The 21,368-nt window shown below is 65.1% G+C and carries 16 protein-coding genes; 10 read left to right on the top strand and 6 right to left on the bottom strand.

Going from position 1 to position 21,368, the window contains the following annotated elements; translation table 11 throughout:
- The first annotated feature begins 12 nt into the window (after positions 1-12).
- From AC3WTE_RS25065 to AC3WTE_RS25050, 4 genes are all read left to right on the top strand, one after another.
- Positions 13-1,578 (top strand): acyl-CoA carboxylase subunit beta, encoded by a 1,566-nt coding sequence (locus AC3WTE_RS25065; protein WP_492441979.1) that lies wholly within the window; start codon positions 13-15, stop codon positions 1,576-1,578.
- Between the two features lie 84 nt (positions 1,579-1,662).
- Positions 1,663-2,112, top strand: a complete 450-nt coding sequence (locus tag AC3WTE_RS25060; protein WP_492441879.1) for a hypothetical protein — start codon at positions 1,663-1,665, stop codon at positions 2,110-2,112.
- Complete coding sequence (locus tag AC3WTE_RS25055; RefSeq protein ID WP_492441877.1) at positions 2,109-2,531, top strand: RDD family protein; 423 nt, start codon at positions 2,109-2,111, stop codon at positions 2,529-2,531. The genes AC3WTE_RS25060 and AC3WTE_RS25055 overlap by 4 nt, the downstream gene beginning before the upstream one ends.
- Entirely contained in the window at positions 2,522-3,412 is an 891-nt protein-coding gene (locus AC3WTE_RS25050) for an alpha/beta fold hydrolase (RefSeq protein WP_492441875.1), read from the top strand. The genes AC3WTE_RS25055 and AC3WTE_RS25050 overlap by 10 nt, the downstream gene beginning before the upstream one ends.
- A 132-nt stretch (positions 3,413-3,544) precedes the next feature.
- Here the strand turns inward: AC3WTE_RS25050 and AC3WTE_RS25045 are convergent, their stop codons facing one another.
- Positions 3,545-4,783, bottom strand: a complete 1,239-nt coding sequence (locus AC3WTE_RS25045) for an HNH endonuclease (protein WP_492441874.1) — start codon at positions 4,781-4,783, stop codon at positions 3,545-3,547.
- Positions 4,784-5,235: 452 nt separating this feature from the next.
- Between AC3WTE_RS25045 and AC3WTE_RS25040 the strand changes: the two genes are divergently transcribed.
- The 5 genes from AC3WTE_RS25040 to AC3WTE_RS25020 all read left to right on the top strand — a co-directional run bounded on the left by AC3WTE_RS25040 (position 5,236) and on the right by AC3WTE_RS25020 (position 13,613).
- Positions 5,236-8,898, top strand: a complete 3,663-nt coding sequence (locus AC3WTE_RS25040; protein WP_492441872.1) for a nitrate reductase subunit alpha — start codon at positions 5,236-5,238, stop codon at positions 8,896-8,898.
- Positions 8,899-8,931: 33 nt separating this feature from the next.
- Positions 8,932-10,536 (top strand): nitrate reductase subunit beta, encoded by a 1,605-nt coding sequence (narH, locus tag AC3WTE_RS25035; protein WP_492441870.1) that lies wholly within the window; start codon positions 8,932-8,934, stop codon positions 10,534-10,536.
- Positions 10,533-11,219, top strand: coding sequence for a nitrate reductase molybdenum cofactor assembly chaperone (gene narJ, locus AC3WTE_RS25030; RefSeq protein ID WP_492441868.1), 687 nt, complete (start codon positions 10,533-10,535; stop codon positions 11,217-11,219). Before narH ends, narJ begins: the two co-directional genes overlap by 4 nt.
- A gap of 60 nt (positions 11,220-11,279) precedes the next feature.
- On the top strand, positions 11,280-12,023 hold the full coding sequence (gene narI / locus AC3WTE_RS25025; protein ID WP_492441866.1) for a respiratory nitrate reductase subunit gamma: 744 nt from the start codon (positions 11,280-11,282) through the stop codon (positions 12,021-12,023).
- Positions 12,024-12,215: 192 nt separating this feature from the next.
- Complete coding sequence (locus tag AC3WTE_RS25020) at positions 12,216-13,613, top strand: nitrate/nitrite transporter (protein ID WP_492441864.1); 1,398 nt, start codon at positions 12,216-12,218, stop codon at positions 13,611-13,613.
- Here AC3WTE_RS25020 and AC3WTE_RS25015 read toward each other — a convergent pair.
- The 5 genes from AC3WTE_RS25015 to AC3WTE_RS24995 form a co-directional block, all read right to left on the bottom strand.
- Positions 13,610-13,843 (bottom strand): hypothetical protein, encoded by a 234-nt coding sequence (locus AC3WTE_RS25015; RefSeq protein ID WP_492441862.1) that lies wholly within the window; start codon positions 13,841-13,843, stop codon positions 13,610-13,612. The two genes, AC3WTE_RS25020 and AC3WTE_RS25015, sit on opposite strands and share 4 nt — an antisense overlap.
- A gap of 56 nt (positions 13,844-13,899) precedes the next feature.
- Positions 13,900-14,256, bottom strand: coding sequence for a WhiB family transcriptional regulator (locus AC3WTE_RS25010; protein WP_492441977.1), 357 nt, complete (start codon positions 14,254-14,256; stop codon positions 13,900-13,902).
- A gap of 53 nt (positions 14,257-14,309) precedes the next feature.
- A complete protein-coding gene (gene glgC / locus AC3WTE_RS25005) occupies positions 14,310-15,548 on the bottom strand; it encodes a glucose-1-phosphate adenylyltransferase (protein WP_492441860.1) in 1,239 nt (412 codons plus the stop codon).
- Positions 15,549-15,683: 135 nt separating this feature from the next.
- A complete protein-coding gene (locus AC3WTE_RS25000; RefSeq protein WP_492441858.1) occupies positions 15,684-16,484 on the bottom strand; it encodes a DeoR/GlpR family DNA-binding transcription regulator in 801 nt (266 codons plus the stop codon).
- 150 nt (positions 16,485-16,634) lie between these two features.
- Positions 16,635-19,835 (bottom strand): bifunctional lysylphosphatidylglycerol flippase/synthetase MprF, encoded by a 3,201-nt coding sequence (locus AC3WTE_RS24995; protein WP_492441856.1) that lies wholly within the window; start codon positions 19,833-19,835, stop codon positions 16,635-16,637.
- A gap of 186 nt (positions 19,836-20,021) precedes the next feature.
- Between AC3WTE_RS24995 and AC3WTE_RS24990 the strand changes: the two genes are divergently transcribed.
- Positions 20,022-21,332, top strand: a complete 1,311-nt coding sequence (locus AC3WTE_RS24990; protein ID WP_492441854.1) for an alpha/beta hydrolase — start codon at positions 20,022-20,024, stop codon at positions 21,330-21,332.
- The last annotated feature ends 36 nt before the right edge of the window (positions 21,333-21,368 follow it).

Here is a 21,368-nt window from a genome sequence, read left to right as displayed (position 1 = left end):
ATCGTGACTGAAGTGACCGAAACGCGCAGCCCTGCCACCACGGCTGAGAAGCTCGCCGAACTTCGCGAAAAGCTTGCGCGCGCAGCCGATCCCGGTGACGAGAAGGCCAAAGCGCGCCGCGACAAGAAGGGCATTCCTTCGGCCCGCGCGCGCATCCACGCGCTCGTCGACCCGGGCAGCTTCTTCGAGATCGGCGCGCTGTGCAAGACGCCCGGCGACCCGAATGCGTTGTACGGCGACGGTGTGGTGACCGGCCACGCCACCATCGACGGCCGTCCGGTGGCGGTGTTCAGCCACGACCAGACGGTGTTCCAGGGTTCGGTCGGCGAGATGTTCGGCCGCAAGGTCGCGAAGCTGATGGAGTGGGTGGCCATGGTCGGCTGCCCGATCATCGGTATCAACGACTCAGCCGGCGCCCGCATCCAGGACGCCGTGACCTCGCTGGCGTGGTACGCCGAGCTGGGCCGCCGGCACGAGATGCTCCGCGGGACGGTGCCGGAGATCTCGATCATCCTCGGTAAGTGTGCCGGCGGTGCGGTGTATTCGCCGATCCAGACCGACCTGCTGGTGGCGGTGCGCGACCAGGGCTACATGTTCATCACCGGCCCGGACGTCATCAAGGACGTCACGGGCGAGGATGTGACCTTCGACGAACTCGGTGGCGCGGACGTCCAGGCTCAGCGCGGCAACATCCACAAGGTCGTCGAGGACGAAGCGGCCGCCTTCCAGTACGTCCGTGACTACCTGAGCTTCCTGCCCGCCAACACGTGGGACGACCCGCCGATCGTCAACCCGGGCCTGGAGCCCGAGCTGACGCCGAGTGACTTCGAGCTGGACAAGATCGTGCCGGACGCCGACAACGCCGGCTACGACATGCACGACATCCTGCTGCGCATGTTCGACGACGGCGACATCTTCGAGATCGCCGACCAACGCTCTCCGGAGATGATCACGGCGTTCGCGCGGGTCGACGGCCGGCCGGTCGGCGTCATCGCCAACCAGCCGCTGTTCATGGCGGGCGCGATAGGCAACGAAGCCTCCGACAAGGCTGCCGGGTTCATCCGGTTCTGCGACTCCTTCAATCTGCCTTTGGTTTTCGTCGTCGACACCCCCGGCGCACTGCCGGGCGTCGCCGAGGAGACGGGCGGCATCATCAAGCGCGGTGGCCGCTTCTTCAACGCCATCGTCGAGGCTGACGTGCCGAAGGTGACGTTCGTGATCCGCAAGGCCTACGGGGGTGGCTACGCCGTCATGGGCTCCAAGCAGCTCTCGGCCGACCTGAACTTCGCCTGGCCCACGGCGCGTATCGCGGTGATCGGCGCCCAGGGGGCGGCGCAGCTGCTGGTGAAGCGCTTCCCCGATCCGACTGCGCCCGAGGTGCAGAAGATCAAGGCGGACTTCATCGAGGGCTACAACGCCAACATGGCGATCCCGTGGACGGCGGCCGAGCGTGGCTACATCGACGCGGTCATCCAGCCGCACGAGTCCCGACTGCTGCTGCGTAAGTCGCTGAAGTTGTTGCGCGACAAGCAGAAGCACGATCGCATTGCCCGCAAGCACGGCCTGACCCCGCTGTAATTCTTCGCGAGTCGACGCAGATGTCCCCCGACACAACGTGTTTGGGGGACATCTGCGTCTTTTGGCAAGAGCGGGTGACGCGCGGTGACTGAACCGGCCGCGTCGCCGCCGAACCCCGCGGTGCTGCTCGTCGCCGGAGTGGCGGCGACAGCCGTCGGTGGTGCCGTAGCTGTCTACCGTGGTGTGGAACGGCTACCAGTCATCGGAAATCTGTTTCGCCGCACTCGATCCGACATGATGGAGCGTGGGGAGCGGGCGTTGGGACCCATCAAGGCGTTGATCGCCGACGTCGCCGGCCAGGTCGTTGAGCTAGTTCTCGACGAACTCGATCTCAACGAATTGGTGCGTCAGCGAGTCGATCTGATCGGGCTGGCCAACGAGGTGATCGACGGCATCGACTTGGAGGCTGTCATCCGGCAATCCACCGACTCGATGACCGCCGAGGTGATGTCCGACGTCCGCAGTCAGGGAGAGCGGGCCGACGACGCGATCTCGGGATTCGTCGACCGCCTGCTGGGACGGCACCGCACATGACGGATCGCACTGCCGGGATCGTCAGCCGCGGTGCGGCTGCCGTCGTGGATTTCCTGGTGGTCGGCGCACTGCTGGGACTGCTCTACGGTGGATTGCGGCTGGCCGAGTTCATGTTCCGTCCCATCATGTTCCACGTGCCGACGCTGTCGTTCATCTACTCGACCGCGGCCACAGGCGTCGTCTCGGTGCTGTATCTGACGGCCTGTTGGGCCGTGTCGGGTAGCACGGTGGGTTCAGTCGTGATGGGGTTGCGGGTCACCGGCCTGCGCCGCGAGCGACTGTCGCCGGTACGGGCCTGCCTACGGGCCGTGGCCTGCGTACTGTTTCCGGTAGGGCTGCTGTGGGTCGTCATCGATGCGCGACGACGATCGTTGCAGGACATCATATTTCGCACCAAGGTGGTTTACGCATGGCACTGACCGATCCGGGTACCGAATCCGGAGTGCATCCGCCTGTCCCGGAGGCGACGCGTCGGGCGTTCTGGTGGCTGGAGCGCTTCGCGCCGGCAATCGGTGCCCGTTGGGCCACCGAACTGTGGTGCACGGTGCCGGATGTCGACCTGAGCACCAAGATGCCGCCGGGGTTGCCGGACAGCACGCCCGTCGAGGCGTCGTGGGACGGCCACCGGCTCGCTGGGCAATCCTGGGGTTCTGGCCCGCTGGTGTACCTGGTGCACGGGTGGGGTGGGTGCCGGGCGCACATGGCCGTTTTCGTCAAACCTCTTGTCGCGGCCGGATATCGGGTAATCGCCTTCGACCTGCCGAGTCACAACGATTCCGAGCCGGGCGCCCTTGCGCCGGGACGCAGCACCATAGTCGAGTGCGCGGAAGCGGTGCGGGCTGTCATCGCCGAGCACGGTCCGGCGCACGCGGTCATCGGACATTCGCTGGGCGCCAAGGCGGCCGCACTGGCGGTCGCGCGGGGCGCGGCGGCCGGCAAGTTGGTCTTCCTCGCGCCGATGGGCGAATTTTCCTGGTACCTGGATGTTTTCGCCGAGCGTCACAATTTCGGGCGGCGCATCCGGGACCGGCTGCACCGGAGGCTGGACAAACGGATCGGCATGCCGCTGCTGGACACCGACATCGCCAAGCTGGCGGTTCACGCCGGTGACCGGCCGCTCTTGGTGATTCACGATCCGGACGATCCCGACGCGCTCTACTCCGAAAGTGAAGAACTCGTGCAGATCTGGCCGGACGCCCGGCTCGAGACCACCAAGGGCCTGGGCCGACTCGCGCACTACCGGATTTTGCGGCACCGCCCGGCCATCGTCGCCGGCGTCGAGTTCATCGGAGCGCCCTAGGGCGCTGCCGAATTTGCGGGCCCTGATGTTCGCGCGGCGGGTGCGAATTCCACCCGCCGCGCGAACATGGGGCCAGTTGACACTATTGAGTTATCAAGGTGCACAGCAGGTTCGATGGCGTAGCTGTGGTGGTCAGGCGGCCACGTCGAGGCGCATGGTACGGCGGTTGTAGGCGGGTATCGGTCTTCGCTGCGGGTCGACGACCGCCGGTGGGATGAGCCAGGGGTGTTTGTCCAGGCCCATGACCACGTCCCAGCCGTCGTGATGGACATTGGCATGACAGCCCGGGCACAGCAGGCAGCCGTTCCCCAAACTGGTGTCGCCGTGGTGGGTCCAGTGCACGATGTGATGGGCATGGGTACGTCCGGGCGGTGCCCCGCATTTGATGCAGCATTGATCCCGCAGGTACAGCGCTTTGCGTAGCGGCGCCGGGAACAACCGTTTGTCGCGGCCCATGTCCAGGGGTACCTGCTCGCCGTCCACGATCACGGTGGTCACGGTGGTGTCGCAGGTCAGCCGGTCCAGCGTCGCCATGCTGATTGATCCCATGAACTCCAGCTGGGCCAGGTCCGGGGTGTCGGCGGGCACTGTCAGCAGCAGCTGGGTGCGCGGCGCCGAGGCGACATCCCCGCCGCGGGCGGCGATATCCAACACCGCCTCCAGGGCATCGGCCCGCCGTCGCCCGGCCGAGCGGGTATCTGGGCTGCCGTCGGGTTCGGGTCGCGGCGCTGAATGCTGCTCCGTCGCCGCGACGAGCTTGGCGCCGACCTCGGCGTCCAGGTCCGCGCGCACCTGTAGCCGCCCGTCGGAGGTGACGCGGTGATCGACCGTGTTGATCGACCGGTCCTCCGCAGCCGGCAGGCCACCCTCGGCCGCGGCGACCCGGTTACCCAACCGCCGGGCCCGGTCACCGATCTGCGCTGGGGTGGCACCGGAGAAGAACTGCCCCAACAGGTCGGTCACCTGCGCGAACCGGGCCTCCTCGGCCACATCACCCGGCGAGCGTGCCCGAATGTGGTTGATGCCCTTGACGATCGCATCCGCATGCTCGCCCGAGATCGCACCGTCCGCGGCGTGGGCGGCCAGCGTCGGAAGAAGCGGCAGCGCACCGCCGACCCCGACCATCCGCTCCGCCACACTCGGCGCGCACCCCAACGACATCAACAACTCCCGCAGCGTCCGCCCCTGCGAAGCCGCCACCGCATACCGATCCAGCACCCCGGTCACCGTCGCAGCCAGATGATCAACCACATTCCGCAGCGTCACCAGCACTCGCATCGACTCGAGAGCGTCGCCTCCGGTGATGTCCTCCGGAACACGCAGACCTCGGGCAATGTCGAGACTGGTGGTGAGATCCTCTGCGATTCCCACACCACATTCTATCGAACAAATGTTCGAACGACAATGGGTGGGACCGTCGGATTTGTGTGTGACGTATCAGGACATCGGTGACGGTGCCGGTGTTCTGTCTTCGGAGGGGAATCTGCCGTTCCGAGCACCGGTCGCGGTTTGTTACCGCGCTGATAAAACTTCGGGGTCGCAACCCCGCGGCAATGTGACGGGCGACGCACAGCGCTGCTCCGCGTTCGCCTTGATCGGCAAATCGCTGCAGGTAGAACCCACGATGCCGAAACCGCCTCTGTTTCATGACATGACGAGCCTGTTAACGCGGTCGCACAGGCCCGGAAATGGCCCCGTGCGTTCTTTTGACCGCCGTCCGACCGGCCCTAGCCTCATGTTTCATCGGCTCGAAAGGAGGGCTTGTGGTCGAGTTGGCAGGAAGCCAGACGGGAGCCAAATCAGCCAAATCATCGCCTCCGGCGATGTCCGGCGACGCGCTGCTGCGATTGTCCAAGTACTTCCACCGCGGTGAGATCTCCGATGACCAGCGCACCATCCACAAGGTCGGTGGCCGGTCGGCCGACGACTTCTATCGCGACCGCTGGGCGCACGACAAGGTCGTGCGCTCCACCCACGGCGTCAACTGCACCGGCTCGTGCTCGTGGAAGATCTACGTCAAAGACGGCGTGATCACCTGGGAGTCACAACAAACCGACTACCCGTCGATCGGCGCCGACAAGCCCGAATACGAGCCGCGTGGCTGTCCCCGCGGCGCGTCGTTCTCCTGGTACACGTATTCGCCTGCCCGCGTGCGTTATCCGTACGTGCGCGGCCTGCTGCTCGACTACTACCGCGAAGCCAAGGAGCGGCTACAGGACCCGGTGCTGGCCTGGGCCGACGTCGTCGAGGATCCCGTCAAAGCCAAGGCCTACAAGTCGGCTCGTGGCCGGGGTGGCTTCGTCCGCGCCGAGTGGTGGGAGGCCGCTGAGATCGCCGCGGCCGCCCACGTCTACACCGTCAAGACCTATGGACCCGACCGCGTGGCCGGTTTCTCGCCGATTCCCGCCATGTCGATGGTGAGCCATGCCGTTGGGGCCCGGTTCATTTCGCTCATGGGCGGATCGATGCTGTCGTTCTACGACTGGTACGCCGACCTGCCGGTGGCGTCGCCACAGGTGTTCGGCGACCAGACGGACGTCCCCGAATCCGCCGACTGGTTCGACGCCGGCTATCTGATCATGTGGGGCTCGAACGTTCCCGTCACCCGCACGCCCGACGCGCACTACATGACCGAGGCCCGGTACCGCGGCCAGAAAGTCGTCGTGGTGTCACCGGATTACGCGGACAACACCAAGTTCGCCGACGAGTGGCTGCCGGCCAATCCCGGCACGGACGCAGCGCTGGCCATGTCGATGGGTCACGTCATCCTCAAGGAGTTCTTCGTCGAGAGGAACACCCCGTATTTCACCGGCTACGTCAAGAAGTACACCGATCTGCCGTTCCTGGTCTCGCTGACCGAGCGCGACGGCCGGCTGGTGCCCGGAAAGTTCCTCACCGCAGCGGATCTCGGCGGCGAGTACGCCGACACCGAAGCTGCTGAGTCCAAGCCTGTTTTCCTCGACGCGGACGGCACTCCGGTGGTGCCCAATGGGTCGCTGGGCCATCGCTTCACCGCCTCCGGTGAAGGGCGATGGAACCTGGACCTGCAGGGGGTCGACCCCCTCCTCACGCTGCACGGTGGCGTCAACGATGCCGCTACCGTTGCACTACCTCGGTTCGATACGGACCAGCCGGGCGTGCTGGAGCGCGGTGTACCGACCAGAATCGTTGCGGGCCAACGTGTCACAACAGTGTTCGACTTGATGCTCGCGCAGTACGGGGTCGCCCGCGACGGGCTGCCGGGCACGTGGCCCACCGGCTACGACGACGCCGCCGAGCCGTACACACCGGCCTGGCAGGAGGCCATCACCGGCGTGCCGGCGCAGGCCGCGGAGCGCATCGCCCGCGAATTCGCCGACAACGCAGAGCGTTCCAAGGGTCGCTCGATGATCCTGATGGGCGCCGGCACCAACCACTGGTTCCATTCCGACCAGATCTACCGCTCGTTCCTGTCCCTGGTCATCCTCACCGGCTGCCAGGGCGTCAACGGCGGCGGCTGGGCCCACTACGTCGGACAGGAGAAGTGTCGCCCCGTAACTGGCTGGGGCGCATTGGCATTCGGGCTCGACTGGCAGCGGGCGCCGCGCCAGATGCAGGGCACCGTGTTCTGGTACCTGGCCACCGACCAGTGGCGCTACGATCGGTTCACCACCGAGCCGATGACGTCGCCGCTGGCCACCGGCACACTGGCGAACCGGACCGCAGCCGACAACATCGCCCTGGCGAGCCGACTGGGCTGGATGCCGAGCTACCCGACGTTCAACCGCAATCCGCTGGATCTGGCCGATGAAGCCGACCGCCTCGGCAAGGACGCGGCGCAGCACGTGCTGGACGGCCTGAAATCCGGGCACCTGCAGTTCGCCTGCGAAGATCCTGACGCCCCGGAGAACTTCCCGCGCTGTCTGACGGTGTGGCGGTCCAACCTGCTGGGCTCGTCGGCGAAGGGCAACGAGTACTTCCTCAAACACCTGCTGGGCGCCGACAACAATGTCGCGGCCAGCGACGAGGAGGGGATACGTCCGCAGGAAGTGCGCTGGCGCAACGAGGCGCCGGCGGGCAAGTTGGATCTGTTGCTGTCCTTGGACTTCCGCAACACCAGCACGACGCTGTATTCGGACATCGTGCTCCCGGCGGCGACATGGTACGAGAAGCACGACCTGTCCAGCACCGACATGCATCCGTTCGTGCACGCGTTCTCTCCGGCGATCTCACCGCCCTGGGAGACCAAGACCGACTTCGACGCCTTCCACCGGATTGCCCGAGGTTTCTCGTGGCTGGCCGAGAAGCATCTGGGCAAGCGCCGCGACATCGTGGCGATGCCGCTCGCGCACGACAGCTCCGATGCCACCGCCCAGCCGGGCGGAAAGGTGCTGGACTGGAGAGCCGGTGAGTGCGAACCGATTCCGGGCAAGACCATGCCGCGCCTGGTGACGGTGGAACGCGACTACCCCGCCCTGGCCGACAAGATGGCCGCACTGGGACCGCTGGTGGAAACCCTGGGCCTGACGGTCAAGGGTGTCACGACCCATCCCGACGAAGAGGTCGAGTATCTGCGTGGCGTGAACGGGGTTTCCGACCGCGGTGTGGCCGCGGGACGGCCGTCGCTCGCCAAGGACACCCATGCCGCTGAAGCCATCCTGGCGCTGTCCGGTACCACCAATGGGCGCCTGGCGGTGGAGGGCTTCGAAGCCCTGCAACGTCGCACGGGCACGGAACTGGTCGACCTGGCAGCCGAGAACGAAGGCAAGCGAATCACCTTCGCCGACACGCAGTCCCGCCCGATGCCGGTCAACACCTCGCCGGAGTGGTCGGGGTCGGAGACCGGCGGCCGGCGATACTCGCCGTTCACCATCAACACCGAACGGCTCAAGCCGTGGCACACCCTCACCGGCCGGCAGCACTTCTATCTCGACCACGACTGGATGGACGAGATGGGCGAGCAGTTGCCGACGTTCCGTCCGCCACTGGACATGACAGCGCTGTTCGACGAACCCGTTGTCGGTAGCACAGGCGGGGACACGACCGGTCGCTCCATCACGGTCCGCTACCTGACGCCGCACTCCAAGTGGTCGATCCACTCGGCGTATCAGGACAACCTGTACATGCTGACGCTTTCCCGTGGTGGACAGGCGATCTGGATGTCCGACGTGGACGCCGCCAAGATCGGGGTCAAGGACAACGACTGGATCGAGTGCACCAACCGCAACGGTGTGGTGAATGCCCGCGCGATCGTCAGTCACCGGATGCCCGAGGGCCTGGTCTTCATGTACCACGCCCAGGACAAGGCGGTCGACGTGCCGCGTACCGAGAAGACCGGCAAGCGCGGCGGTATCCACAACGCCCTGACCCGCATCATGATCAAGCCCACCCACTTGATCGGCGGCTACGCCCAGCAGTCCTTTGCGCTGAACTACCACGGCCCCACCGGAAATCAGCGCGACGAGGTGACGACCATCCGTCGCCGTTCGCAAGAAGTGGAGTACTGACATGACCGGACACGGAGCTTGCGGAGTGGACCGATGAAGGTCATGGCGCAACTCGCGATGGTGATGAACCTCGACAAGTGCATCGGCTGTCACACCTGCAGCGTCACCTGCAAGCAGGCGTGGACCAACCGCAGCGGTGTCGAGTACGTCTGGTTCAACAACGTGGAAACCCGTCCCGGACAGGGCTATCCACGGCAGTACCAGGACCAGGAACGCTGGAAGGGTGGCTGGACCCTCAACAAGCGGGGCAAGCTCACGCTGAAGTCGGGCTCCCGGCTCAAGCGATTGCTGAACATCTTCGCCAACCCGGACCTGCCGACGGTCAGCGACTATTACGACCCGTGGACCTACGACTACGAGAACCTGTTGTCCTCGCCGCTGATGGACACCACGCCGGTCGCGCGGCCGAAGTCGCTGATTACCGGCCAGGACACCAAGGTCACCTGGGGCGCCAACTGGGACGACGACCTGGGTGGCGGTCCTGAGCAGGTGGGCCGGGATCCGGTGCTGGCCAAGGTCGAAGAGGTCTCGAACAAGGTTAAGCTCGAATTCGAGCAGACCTTCATGTTCTACCTGCCGCGCATTTGCGAGCACTGCCTCAACCCGGCGTGTGCGGCGGCATGCCCGTCGGGCGCCATCTACAAGCGTGCCGAGGACGGCATCGTCCTGGTGGATCAGGACAAGTGCCGTGGCTGGCGGCAGTGCGTCACCGGCTGCCCGTACAAGAAGATCTACTTCAACCACAAGACCGGCAAGGCCGAGAAGTGCACCTTCTGCTACCCCCGTGTCGAGGTCGGCATCCCGACCGTCTGCTCCGAGACGTGCGTCGGCCGGCTTCGGTACATCGGCGTCATGCTCTACGACGCCGACAAGGTGCTCGAAGCGGCGTCGGTCACCGATGACAAGGACCTCTACCCGTCGCAGCTCGGCGTGTTCCTCAACCCGCATGACCCCCGGGTGATCGCGGAAGCCGAGCGCGCCGGTATCTCGCCGGAATGGATTGAGGCCGCACAGAATTCGCCTGTGTACCGGCTGATCGTCGACTACCAGGTGGCGCTGCCGCTGCATCCGGAGTACCGGACCATGCCGATGGTCTGGTACGTGCCGCCGCTGTCTCCCGTGGTCGACATCCTCAAGGAGACCGGCCACGACGGCGAGAACAAGAACAATCTGTTCGGCGCCATCGACACCCTGCGCATCCCGATCGAGTACCTGGCCGAACTGTTCACGGCGGGGGAGGTCGGGCCCGTTCGGGCGTCGCTGCAGCGGTTGGCGGCCATGCGGGCCTACATGCGGTCGGCCAACCTCGGCGAGGAGTTCGACGAGACCATCCCCGAGTCGGTCCGCCTCACCGGTGAGGAGATCGAGTCGATGTACCGGCTGCTGGCCATCGCCAAATACCAGGACCGGTATGTGATTCCGAGTGGTGCGGGCTCTGATGCGCACCGGCTGGACGCCATCGCGACCGGCTGCAGCCTGGACGGCGACGGTGGTCCGGGTATGTCGGCCTTCGACGCCATGGCCGACAAGTTCCACCTCGTCGACACCAACAGTGCTGTGCCGAAGGATGATCCGACGCGGGTCAACCTGCTGAACTGGGATGGCCGCAGTCCCGACGGGCTGGTGCCGACCCGATGAAGCTGCTGTCCCTGGGCCGTCGCACAGCGACGGGTCCTGACCTGTCCGAACACCAGCAGCGCCTGGTGTGGCGCATCACGGCGCTGTTGCTCGACTATCCGACCGCCGAAACATGCGCTCTCACCGACGAAGTGGCGGCGGCTGCAGGTGAACTGCCCGAGCCGATCCGTACGCAGGTGACCGACTTCCTGCGGTACTTCTGCGAGACCAACGCCACCGAACGCGCCACCCGGTACGTCGAGACGTTCGACATGCGCAGGCGGGCCAGCCTGCACCTGACGTACTACGCCTACGGCGACACCCGTAAGCGTGGCATGGCGCTGCTGCGGTTCAAGCATGCCTACCGGCAGGCCGACATCACCATCGGTGACGAAGAGCTGCCCGACTACCTGCCGCTGGTGCTCGAGTTCGCCGCAACCGTCGACCAGGCGCGGGGCGAGCGGCTGCTGGCCGAACATGTACCGGTACTCGAGCTGCTGCGACTTTCCCTGCAGGAGAGCAATTCCCCGTACGCGGGATTGATGACGGCCGTACTCGCCACATTGCCGCCGATCAACACCGCCGACCGCCGGCGCATCACCGAACTTGCCGCCGACGGTCCGCCCGACGAAGACGTCGGCCTGGACCCGTTCGCCATGGATCCGATGATGATGGATCCGGCCGTAACCGGTGGTCGTCGATGAGCGCCTGCGCGAAGAGGAGAAGATTGCGATGAGCGCCTGCGCGAAGAGGAGAAGACTCCAGTGACCGACCTCTTGTGGATGACGCTGCCGTACATCGCCTTCACTTCGTTCGTTCTGGGCCATATCTGGCGTTACCGGACCGACCAATTCGGTTGGACCACAAGGTCATCTCAAATCTACGAAAGCAAGCTACTGCGCTTGGGCAGCCCGCTGTTCCACTTCGGGATTCTCGGCGTACTGGGCGGACACGTTGTGGGCCTACTGATCCCGGAATCGTGGACGTCGGCGATCGGCATCTCCGAACACACCTACCACCTGCTGGCTATCGGTATGGGTGCACCGGCTGGGTTCGCGGTGATCGCCGGGGCCGCCATCCTGCTCTACCGCCGGGTCACCGTGCCCGCGGTGCGAGGTGCCACCACCGTCGGCGACAAGCTCATGTACCTGCTGCTGGTCGGCGCCCTGATCACCGGCATGGTCAACACGCTGGGCAACGTGGCGTCGGCCTACAACTACCGGGAGACGGTGTCTCCCTGGCTGCGCAGCCTTTTCACACCGCACCCCACACCGGATTTGATGGCGACGGCACCCCTGTCCTTTCAGGTGCACGTGCTCATCGTCCTGACGCTGTTCGGCGTCTGGCCCTACACCCGGTTGGTGCACATGTTCAGCGCCCCGATCGGCTACCTGGTGCGGCCGTATGTGGTCTACCGGAGCCGGGATCCGCAGCGTGCCAGCAACAGTCGGTACGCCAAGGCGTGGGTCACGCCGCAGGCGCCACCGCCGCGCAGCCGCTGGGTCTAGGACCTGCTGCCGCGCCGAACGTGAAGTAGATGGCGAGAAATCACTGAATCTTCGTCATTCACTTCACGTTCGGCGATTGAGGCAGTTGTAGAGCCGGGCCTCACACCACGGTAAGGCGAGGGGTGAATGAATCTTCACGATCGGGTCATCGTCCAGCGCCTCGCGGAAACATGAAATTTCTACATTTGCAGCATGTTTCGATCGCGAACCATTACCGACTGGGATCCTGAAGACATCGTCGCGTGGGAAGCCGGCAACAAGAACGTCGCTCGCCGGAACCTGCTGTGGTCGGTGATCGCGGAGCACATCGGACTGTCGGTCTGGACCATGTGGTCGGTCATGGTGTTGTTCATGCCGCAGTCGGTATACGGCTTCACGGCCGGTGACAAGTTCCTGCTGGCCGCCACCGCAACGCTCGTCGGTGGCTGTCTTCGCATTCCGTACACCATGGCCACCGCTACGTTCGGTGGCCGCAACTGGACCGTCTTCTCCGCGCTCGTCCTCTTCATTCCGACGCTGGGCAGCATGTGGCTGCTGGCGCACCCCGGACTGCCGTTGTGGCCGTATCTGCTATGCGCGGCGCTCGCCGGCCTGGGTGGCGGCAACTTCGCGTCGTCGATGACCAATATCAACGCGTTCTACCCGCAGCGGCTCAAGGGCTGGGCGCTCGGAATCAACGCCGGTGGCGGCAATCTCGGTGTGCCGGCCATCCAGGTCGTCGGCCTGCTGGTGATCGCCGTGGCGGGCAACCGTGCGCCCTACTGGGTGTGCGCGATCTACCTGGTGCTGCTGGCCGTCGCAGCCGTCGGCGCCGCAATGTTCATGAACAACCTTGCGCAGCACCGAATCGATTCCACGGCAATGCGTTCCATCCTGACCGTGCCGGACACCTGGATCGTCGCGTTCCTGTACATCGGCACCTTCGGCTCGTTCATCGGCTTCTCGTTCGCCTTCAGCCAGATCTTGCAGATCAACTTCGTCGCCGGCGGTCAGAGCCCCGCGCAGGCGGCGCTGCACGCGGCTCAGATTGCGTTCGTCGGACCACTGCTCGGCTCCGTGGCACGGGTGTACGGTGGCAAGCTCGCCGACCGGGTCGGCGGTGGCCGCGTCACCATGGGCGCCTTCTCTGGCATGATTCTCTTTGGCGCGCTGCTGATCTCGGCGTCGGCCTACCATGACCACACCGGCGGCGCCGTCGACGCTGCCACCATGACGTGCTTCATCGTCGGCTTCGTCGCGCTGTTCGTCCTGTCGGGCATCGGCAACGGCTCGGTGTACAAGATGATTCCGTCGATCTTCGAGGCCCGTAGCCGATCGGTGGTGGGCAGCGAGACCGACCGGCAGAACTGGTCCCGCGGCATGTCCGGCGCCCTCATCGGCTTCGCCGGCGCCATCGGCGCGCTCGGGGGTGTGGGGATCAACCTGGCGCTGCGGCAGTCCTACCTGTCCAGTGGCTCAGCCACTGCGGCGTTCTGGGTCTTCGTCGCCTTCTACGTGGCCGCCTTGACGCTGACGTGGCTGCGCTACATCCGCACCCCACTCGCTGTCGTGGTGCACACCAAGCCGGCCGAAGTGGTCAGTGCGGCTTAGTGTTTCCCGGAGTAGGTCGCCGTCACAGTCGGTGATGCGAAGGCGATCAGCGGAGTAGACGGCGGGGTGGTGCTGGTGATGGTTGCCGGCCCCCCGGATGCTTCCAGAACCGATTGATCGTGGCGTGCGGTGGTGACCGCGAGGGTTCCCATGACCGCCAGGGCGCTGCCGCCGATGATCGCCGCGACCATACGGACTGCCGGCGAGGTGTGGTGTGCTGCGTTGGACATGTGTTATCTCCTTGTGTTGGTTGGGGAACTGCTGTGGGTGTGGGCGTGAGTTGTTGTTATTCGCCGCTCGCGGCAGCCAGATCGGTCCGCCGGACCTCCCGGCGCTTCGTCGTGCTCAGGTTTGCGGCGGTGCGTGGATCTGAAATGCCCAGTGCGGAAAAGCGTTCGGATTCGGACACACCGCCCCAGATGCCGTACGGCTCGCCGGACAGCAGCGCGAAGGCAGCGCACGGGGCCTGCACCGGGCACTGGTGACAAATCTCTTTGGCCCGTTGTTCACGTTGTCTGCGCGCCCGGCCCCGCTCGTTATCGGGGTGAAAGAAGATGTTGGAATCCATTGCGCGGCAGCGGGCTGACTCCTGCCATTCCCATTCGTCGGCCACCGGCCGGATGGACGGCGCGGGCAGTGGCAACGCTGTTCGCTTTCCGATCATGTCGTACCTCGTGCTTCCTCATCAATTGACGGTCAGGGCGTGACCCGTTGGCCCTTGCCGACGACTGTCACGCCGTTCTCCGATATGGCGAAGCCGCGTGCCCGGTCATGTTCTTTGTCGACTCCTATCTGGGCGCCCGGCGGGACCACGACGTTCTTGTCGACAATTGCGTTGCGTACCAAGGCATGTGCGCCGACCACGGTGTTGTCCAGGATCACCGAGCGGTCCACCGTGGCGTATTCCTCCACTCGGACACCCGGCGACAGCACGGAATCGCGCACCAGCGCGCCGGAGATGATGACGCCATTGGAGATGACGCTGTTGACGGCACGACCGACCCGGTCGCCGACGTCGTGGACGAACTTCGCCGGCGGGTGTGGCGGAATATGCGTGAGGATCGGCCACGCGCTGTTGTACAAGTCGAACGCCGGGACCACGGCGCACAGGTCCATGTGGGCGTCGTAGTAGGAGTCCAGGGTTCCGACGTCGCGCCAGTAGCCGCTGTTCTCGGCGTGCGAGCCGGGCACCTGGTTGCTCTGAAAGTCATAAACCTGGGCGCGGCCTTGCTCGACCATCATCGGCATGATGTCGCCACCCATGTCGTGCTTGCTGAACTCGTCGTCGGCGTCAGCGCGCAGCGCATCGATGAGCGCCCCGGTCGAGAACACGTAGTTTCCCATCGATACGAACGAGTCGTCAGGCGAGTCGGGCAGGCCCGGCGGGTTGGCCGGCTTCTCCAGGAACGCCTCGACCTGCCGACCGTCGGCGGCGGTCTTGATCACGCCGAATGCGCCTGACTCGTTGCGCGGCACCCGGATTCCGGCGACGGTGGCGCCGGCACCACCGTCGAGATGCTGGTTGATCATCTGCCGCGGGTCCATGCGGTAGACGTGATCGGCGCCGAAAACAACGACCAGGTCCGGCTTTTCGTCGTGAATGAGGTTGAGCGACTGGTGGATGGCGTTGGCGGAACCGGTGTACCACTGCGGGCCGAGACGCTGTTGGGCGGGCACTGGGGTGACGTAGTTGCCGAGTAGGCTGCTCATCCGCCAGGTCGTGGTGATGTGGCGATCGAGGCTGTGGCTCTTGTACTGCGTGAGGACGGCGATCCGCAGGACTCCGGCGTTCACCAGGTTCGACAAGGCGAAGTCGACCAATCGATACAGTCCCGCGAACGGCACTGCGGGCTTGGCTCGGTCGAGTGTCAGAGGGGACAGCCGCTTGCCCTCGCCCCCGGCCAGGACCAGACCGAGGATCTTCGGATCGGCCATGGGGGTTCTCCTTTTGGGCAGCGCGACGACGCGATGGGATTACCGGCGGCGCGCGGTGAAGGCGCGTCCGGGGTGGCGATATTGGTGACTGGTGAACTCAGAGATTCGCGAAAGCTGTTGCGGTTTCGGTGGATATCACGCCTGTTCCACGGTGACGCCGGCGGCGGATAGTTCGGAGAGCTGTGGGCTGTCCACGCCGGTGTCGGTGATCAACAGGTCAATGTCTTCCAGCCCGCCGTACCGGGCTCCGCTGACGATCCCGAACTTGCTGTGGTCGGCAAGGAGGATGCGTCGGTGCGCGCACGCGAGCATCCGTCGCTTCACCGCGGCTTCGGACGGGGCGGGGGTGGTGAGGCCACGGTCGGTGCTGATGCCGTTGGCTCCCAGGAAGGCGACGTCGACGTTGATCTCGGCGAGCGCGCGGGCAGCCCAATCGTCAACCTCGGCAAAGGTTTTGGACCGAACTCGTCCGCCCAAGGTGTAAACCGTCAGTTGTGGCCGGCTGAGCAGCGTCAGTGCCTGCGTCAACGAGTTCGTGTAAACGGTGAGTTCGCGGTCGCCGGGAAACAGTTCGACCAGCTGCGCGGTGGTGGAACCGGCGTCGATCAGAACCGAGCCGCGTTCCGGAAGATGTGCCAGCGCGGCCTTTGCGATGCGGGCCTTTTCGGCGAGGAACTCGGTCCGTGTCTCGACGGCCGGCTCGTAGGACAGGTAGTCGACCGGCACCGCGCCACCGTGTACCCGCCGCAACAAGCCTTGGCGCTCCAAGAGGATGAGGTCCTTGCGGATGGTCTCGCCCGTCACGCCCAGCTCGGACGCGGTACGGGTGGCGTCGATGCGGCCGTCGCGGCGCAGCATCTCGAGCAACTGCTGTTTGCGCTGGTCGGCGTAGAGGGCGCCCGACGCATCGCGCGGAGCGGGTCCGGTGAATGCCACGACACCTCCCTTGGCCTGTGATCTGCACCACTTGGATTTGATTGCTAATGATTGCGTTTGATTGGGAATCTGTCAAGGGCGATCTGGCACGCTCCTCGCCGTCCCGCCCGTCCTGCCTGCCGAGGTGGTGGCCCGATCTGTCGGCCCGAACTACTTACCGGCCATCGTCAGGCGCGCGAGATCGGTCGTCGAAGCGTCGGGCAAGTAGGCGCGGGTCAATGCCATACCGATTCGCGGGAGATCGGACTCGTCGCGGAAGCACATATAGACGGGCTCGTGGCGGGGCTGGAACTTCTCTTTGAAAGTGTGCAATGACCGGAAGCCGTACAGCGGCTCCAACGCGCCACCGAGCACATTGAGCGCCTTGCCGAGCGGCTCCAACGGTCCGTCGCCGCTGCGTGCCAACGGCGCACCGGACAGCGAGACGAATTGCATCCCTTCGTCTTTGAAAGCCATGCAGGCCGACGCGATCAGGTATTCGATGACGGGGCGGAATCCGTCGTGGCGCCGACGCATGACATCCAACGTCCAGCCCTGTACCACTGCGCCTGCGCCGTACACCGGCAGCCACGACGTGACGCCATGGACATTGCCGGTCGAGTCGATGGCCAGGCCCACCCGCACCTCGGGATCCATCGCTTCTTCGACACCACCCAGCGTGAAGCCCATTTCCGGGATTCCCTTGTCGCCGACCCAGGCATCGGAGATCGCCCGTACCTGCGCGACCACATTGAACGGCTGATCGGCCAGCGTCGTCATGATGAAATCGATGCCTTCGCGGTTGGCGCGATTCATCGCCGAACGCACGTCCTGCCAAGCCTTTCCGGTGAACTCGAGGTTCTCCAGATCGATCAGTGTGTCTTCGGCGATCTGTACCGTGCGCAGGCCCTGCGCACGCGCATCATCTGCCACTGCGGCGGATACCGAAAAGAGGCATGGCACAAGTCCGTTGGCTTCGGTGTCGCTGACGAAGTCAGCCACGGTGGCCGCGATTTGGTCGGGTGGGGCCACAGGATCGGTTAGTGCGATGACGACGCCTGCGTGCCGCTGGAAGGCCACATAGCGATCACCGGCGGCGCCGAAGTGGTAGCTGTTGCCGGCCCATGTCGTCATCCACGACATGGTGCCGGATCCGTACTGCCGCAAGAGTTCACGCGCAGCTTCTGGCGGGGTGTTGCCGGCCAGCGCGCCCGAACGGAGCCGACGGCGTACCGGCACCTGGAACGCTTGTCGTCCCGTTATCAGGAGTGTGACGATTCCCGCCCACAACAGCCCGGTGCCGAAGGTGATGGCGCCGTTTCCGTCGTCGGCACCTTCGACGATGGCCAGGTACAGCGCGATCACCGCGGCGCCGATCGACAGCCAGCCGAAAATGATGGTGACCCACCAGGCCCACCGTCGTCCCTGCCGAAGTTGGTTGGCTACCAGTGCAATCACCACGACGTTGACCACCGTGTCGAGAAGGGTGTTGCGGGCGCCGGCGGTCGGTCCGAGCGGGCCCCGGCCCGGTGCCACGACGATGACGATGTAGACGGCGGCCATCACGAGGAGCCCGACGAAGGCGATGGTGCGTACTTCGCGGCGGGTTCGCGGCCGCCACCCGCGTTCGGCGGTGCTGAAGTACCGTTCGCCGATCACCAGGCACATGACGAGTGCCACCGCATGCGTGATGTCGGCGAATTTGCCTTCGAAGAGCAGCCCGATCACCACGTAGGCGACCAGGATTGCGCGCAGGCGCAAACGCCACGGGGAACGCAGCGTCGCGCTGGTGGCTGCCACGGCACCGATCATCGCGGTCGTGCACCCGACGTCCCGCACCTGCGCGAGGTCATGGCCCCATGGCAGCCCGGCGGCATCTAGCCCGGCGGCGATCAACGATGCGCCGACCACACCGGTGATCTGTGCGAGCGCACAGATCAGCGCGATTCGCTTGGTGCCCAAGCGGATTTCGCACCAGCCCACAACGACCACGAAGACCGCGGTGATGGTGATGTACTGACCCGGCGTGAGTCCGAAGAACCAACTCGACACCACCGTCCACCAACGGCCTTCGCGGAGGGCCGGCCATCCGATCGCGACGTCGTTGAACCAGGAGAATCGTGTGACCGGTGTCCACAGCGCGCCGGTTGCCAGCCCGATCACCACGATTGTGCCGGTGAGAAGCAGGGTGAACCGCACCCGGCGCACCAGCTGCCGCAGCGTCGGAGTGGCAGCAGGATCCTTGGACTGCAGGACAACGGGTGCAGCCGGTGCCGGTGCCGGTGCAGCGTGTGGCTGCGGGTCGGCTGGTTCGAGCGCGTCGCCGCCAGCCTCGATGCACGCGCGGATCCGGTATGACAGCACCGCCAACATGAACAGCCCGAACGCGACGATGTAGAGAGCCACCCGCACTTGGTCCGCGAATTCGACGAGCGCAGTGAGCGCTGTCGACACCAGTGCCGCCATTCGCAGCGACCGCAGCCGCGACAATTCGCTGCGGTTGCGGTCGAGCAGCGCAGGTACTGCCAACGCCAAGGTGATCAGTGCGCTGGCGAAGAGGATTCCGTCGCCGATACCCATCGGGCCGACAAACAGTGTCCGGTCGCTGTGGCCCGGCAGGAACCCCCACGCCGACAATTGGATGATCCCTTTGCCCGCCAGATACAGGGCGATGGCAACCATCACCCCGCCCAATACTGGCACCCATCGAGGGCTGCGCACCAACCCGGGAACCATTTCAACCAGCTGGGCACCCAGGGCACGCAGATGCTCTGGGCGGTCTTGGGATTGAGCCAGCAATGTCCTGATCGCGGCCACCGATTCGTCATTGGCACCGAGTTCTTCGGCTCGTGTCAATGCGCGTTCGGCGGTCGCCCGGTAGTGCGCCCCCAAACCCAGGGCGACGCCGTCGGCGGCGATCGCGGCGGCGTTGGCAAGGCATTCTTCCCGGCTGGGCTGCCGAAAATCGCGGATTGCCCGGTTGATCACCAGCAAGACCAAGATTGCCGTGTACATGATGGCGGCTGCGGGCTGGAAGAAGTAGTCGTTCGACTTGGTGACGAATTTGCCGATTTCATCGAGGAACAGGCCGAAACCGATACCGCCGATGACGACTGAGATGACCCGGACGCGGTGGCCCAGGAACATCCAACCCAACATCAGCCCGACCATCATCCCGGCGGCCCCCCAGACCGCATGTGCGATGTGCACAGTGGCCGTGCCCAATTGGGGATAGCCGGTCGCGGCCAGGTACGCCCGGGTGACGAGGATCGTGCAGATCGCCACGATCAACGCGGCTTCTGCCGACGCTGCGCCGTTCACATCGCGCAGCGGTCGTCTCGGCCGTCTTTCCACGGCTGTTGATGTCCCCATTGCGAGTCCTCCCCGACGTCTGCGTCAATTTCGCAGTATATGGCGCAAAGTGGTCGCCCGTGCGGGATATTTGGGATCGCACTTCCCGCGTATTGGGCGTCGCTGAATGAAGGGCGGAAGTGCACGAATTTCGAATGGTATTGGGAAACTCGATGATTCAAATATTGTGCAGCGGAGGATGCCGACGTGGTCAAGGTGCTTGACGCCTCTATCATCGATGGCTGGCTCTTGATGGTCATCAACATCCTCGGTGTGCTGGGTTTCGTATGGCTGTTGGGCAAACCATCGCGCCGCTTTTTTGTTGCCATTGCCGCGATTACGCTGCCGGTGGCAATAGCGGTGACCTTTGCGGCACGGTGGTACGTCGAAAAGCAATGGCGGCCGGTTCCAGAGCCGATACCGGACGTCGTGTATGTCTGGTTGGGCGTATGCGTCGTCGGGCTGGCAATTCTGGTGACGCGGTTGATGTTTGCCGAGGCGATCTGGCGTCGGGTGGTGACGGTGTGTGCCGCCGGTCTGGTGGTGCTGCTCGGCCTCGCCCATGTGAACAGTCATTTCGGCCAATACCCAACCCTGCGAGCGGCCTTGGGGCTGGACCACATCAATACGGCGAATGCGTCCGAGTTGGGCAAGGCGAAAACGGTGGTGCCGTTGTCGCAGTGGCGAAAGCCGTCGGGGCTGCCCGCTCATGGAACCATCGCGACCGTGACGATCCCGGCTTCGGCGTCGCAGTTCGCCGCCCGGGCAGCCAAAGTGTATTTGCCGCCGGCCTATTCCAGTAGTCCTCGGCCGCGGTTGCCTGTTCTCCTGTTGCTCGCCGGTCAGCCCGGTGCTCCGTCGGATTGGCTCGTGGGTGCGCGACTTGCCGACACGATGGACGACTACGCCGCAGCGCACGACGGTGTCGCGCCCGTCGTCATCGTCGCCGACGGGACCGGAACCGCCATGGGCAATCCGCTCTGCATGAACTCAGATCTGGGCAATGCCGCCACCTACCTGACCACTGACGTGACCGATTGGGCCACAGGCACTCTCGATGTCGACGTCGATCGCGCCAAATGGGCTGTCGGCGGCTTGTCGTACGGCGGTACGTGCGCCCTGCAACTCGTCACCAACTACCCGGATCAGTACCCGACCTTCCTCGACATGTCCGGTCAGTTGGAACCGACGCTGGGTGACCGCCAGCGAACGATCTCCGCTGCTTTCGGCGGTGACAACGCGAAGTTTGTTGCGGTCAATCCCGCCGATCTGATGCGGACGCGGCACTACCCAACCGTCGCCGGCGTATTCGTCGTCGGTGCCGACGATCGCGAATATCGGCCAGGCCTGGAGAAGCTCTACCAACTGGCCAAAGACGCCGGCATGGATGTGCGCTTCGAAACCGTGCCCGGCGGCCACAGCTTCCCCGTCTGGGCGGCCGGTCTGAAGAAGGAACTGCCCTGGCTTGCAGGAAGGTTGGGGCTTGCCGATGGAACCACGGGCGACCGGAAGAACTAGTGGGACGACCGGTGATGAGCCTCCCTGACGCCGAAT

The organism is Mycobacterium sp. FW102-FHT13B02, from assembly GCF_058790275.1.
Note: the sequence above shows the minus strand (reverse complement) of the source record. Positions and strands in the feature narration are given on the sequence as shown.

Coding starts and splice junctions, on each gene's coding strand:
- AC3WTE_RS25020 (WP_492441864.1), top strand. CDS start 12,216: ATGTTTCGATCGCGAACCATTACCGACTGGGATCCTGAAGACATCGTC.
- AC3WTE_RS24995 (WP_492441856.1), bottom strand. CDS start 19,835: ATGGGGACATCAACAGCCGTGGAAAGACGGCCGAGACGACCGCTGCGC.
- AC3WTE_RS25055 (WP_492441877.1), top strand. CDS start 2,109: ATGACGGATCGCACTGCCGGGATCGTCAGCCGCGGTGCGGCTGCCGTC.
- glgC (WP_492441860.1), bottom strand. CDS start 15,548: ATGGCCGATCCGAAGATCCTCGGTCTGGTCCTGGCCGGGGGCGAGGGC.
- AC3WTE_RS25050 (WP_492441875.1), top strand. CDS start 2,522: ATGGCACTGACCGATCCGGGTACCGAATCCGGAGTGCATCCGCCTGTC.
- AC3WTE_RS25015 (WP_492441862.1), bottom strand. CDS start 13,843: ATGTCCAACGCAGCACACCACACCTCGCCGGCAGTCCGTATGGTCGCG.
- narH (WP_492441870.1), top strand. CDS start 8,932: ATGAAGGTCATGGCGCAACTCGCGATGGTGATGAACCTCGACAAGTGC.
- narJ (WP_492441868.1), top strand. CDS start 10,533: ATGAAGCTGCTGTCCCTGGGCCGTCGCACAGCGACGGGTCCTGACCTG.
- AC3WTE_RS25040 (WP_492441872.1), top strand. CDS start 5,236: ATGTCCGGCGACGCGCTGCTGCGATTGTCCAAGTACTTCCACCGCGGT.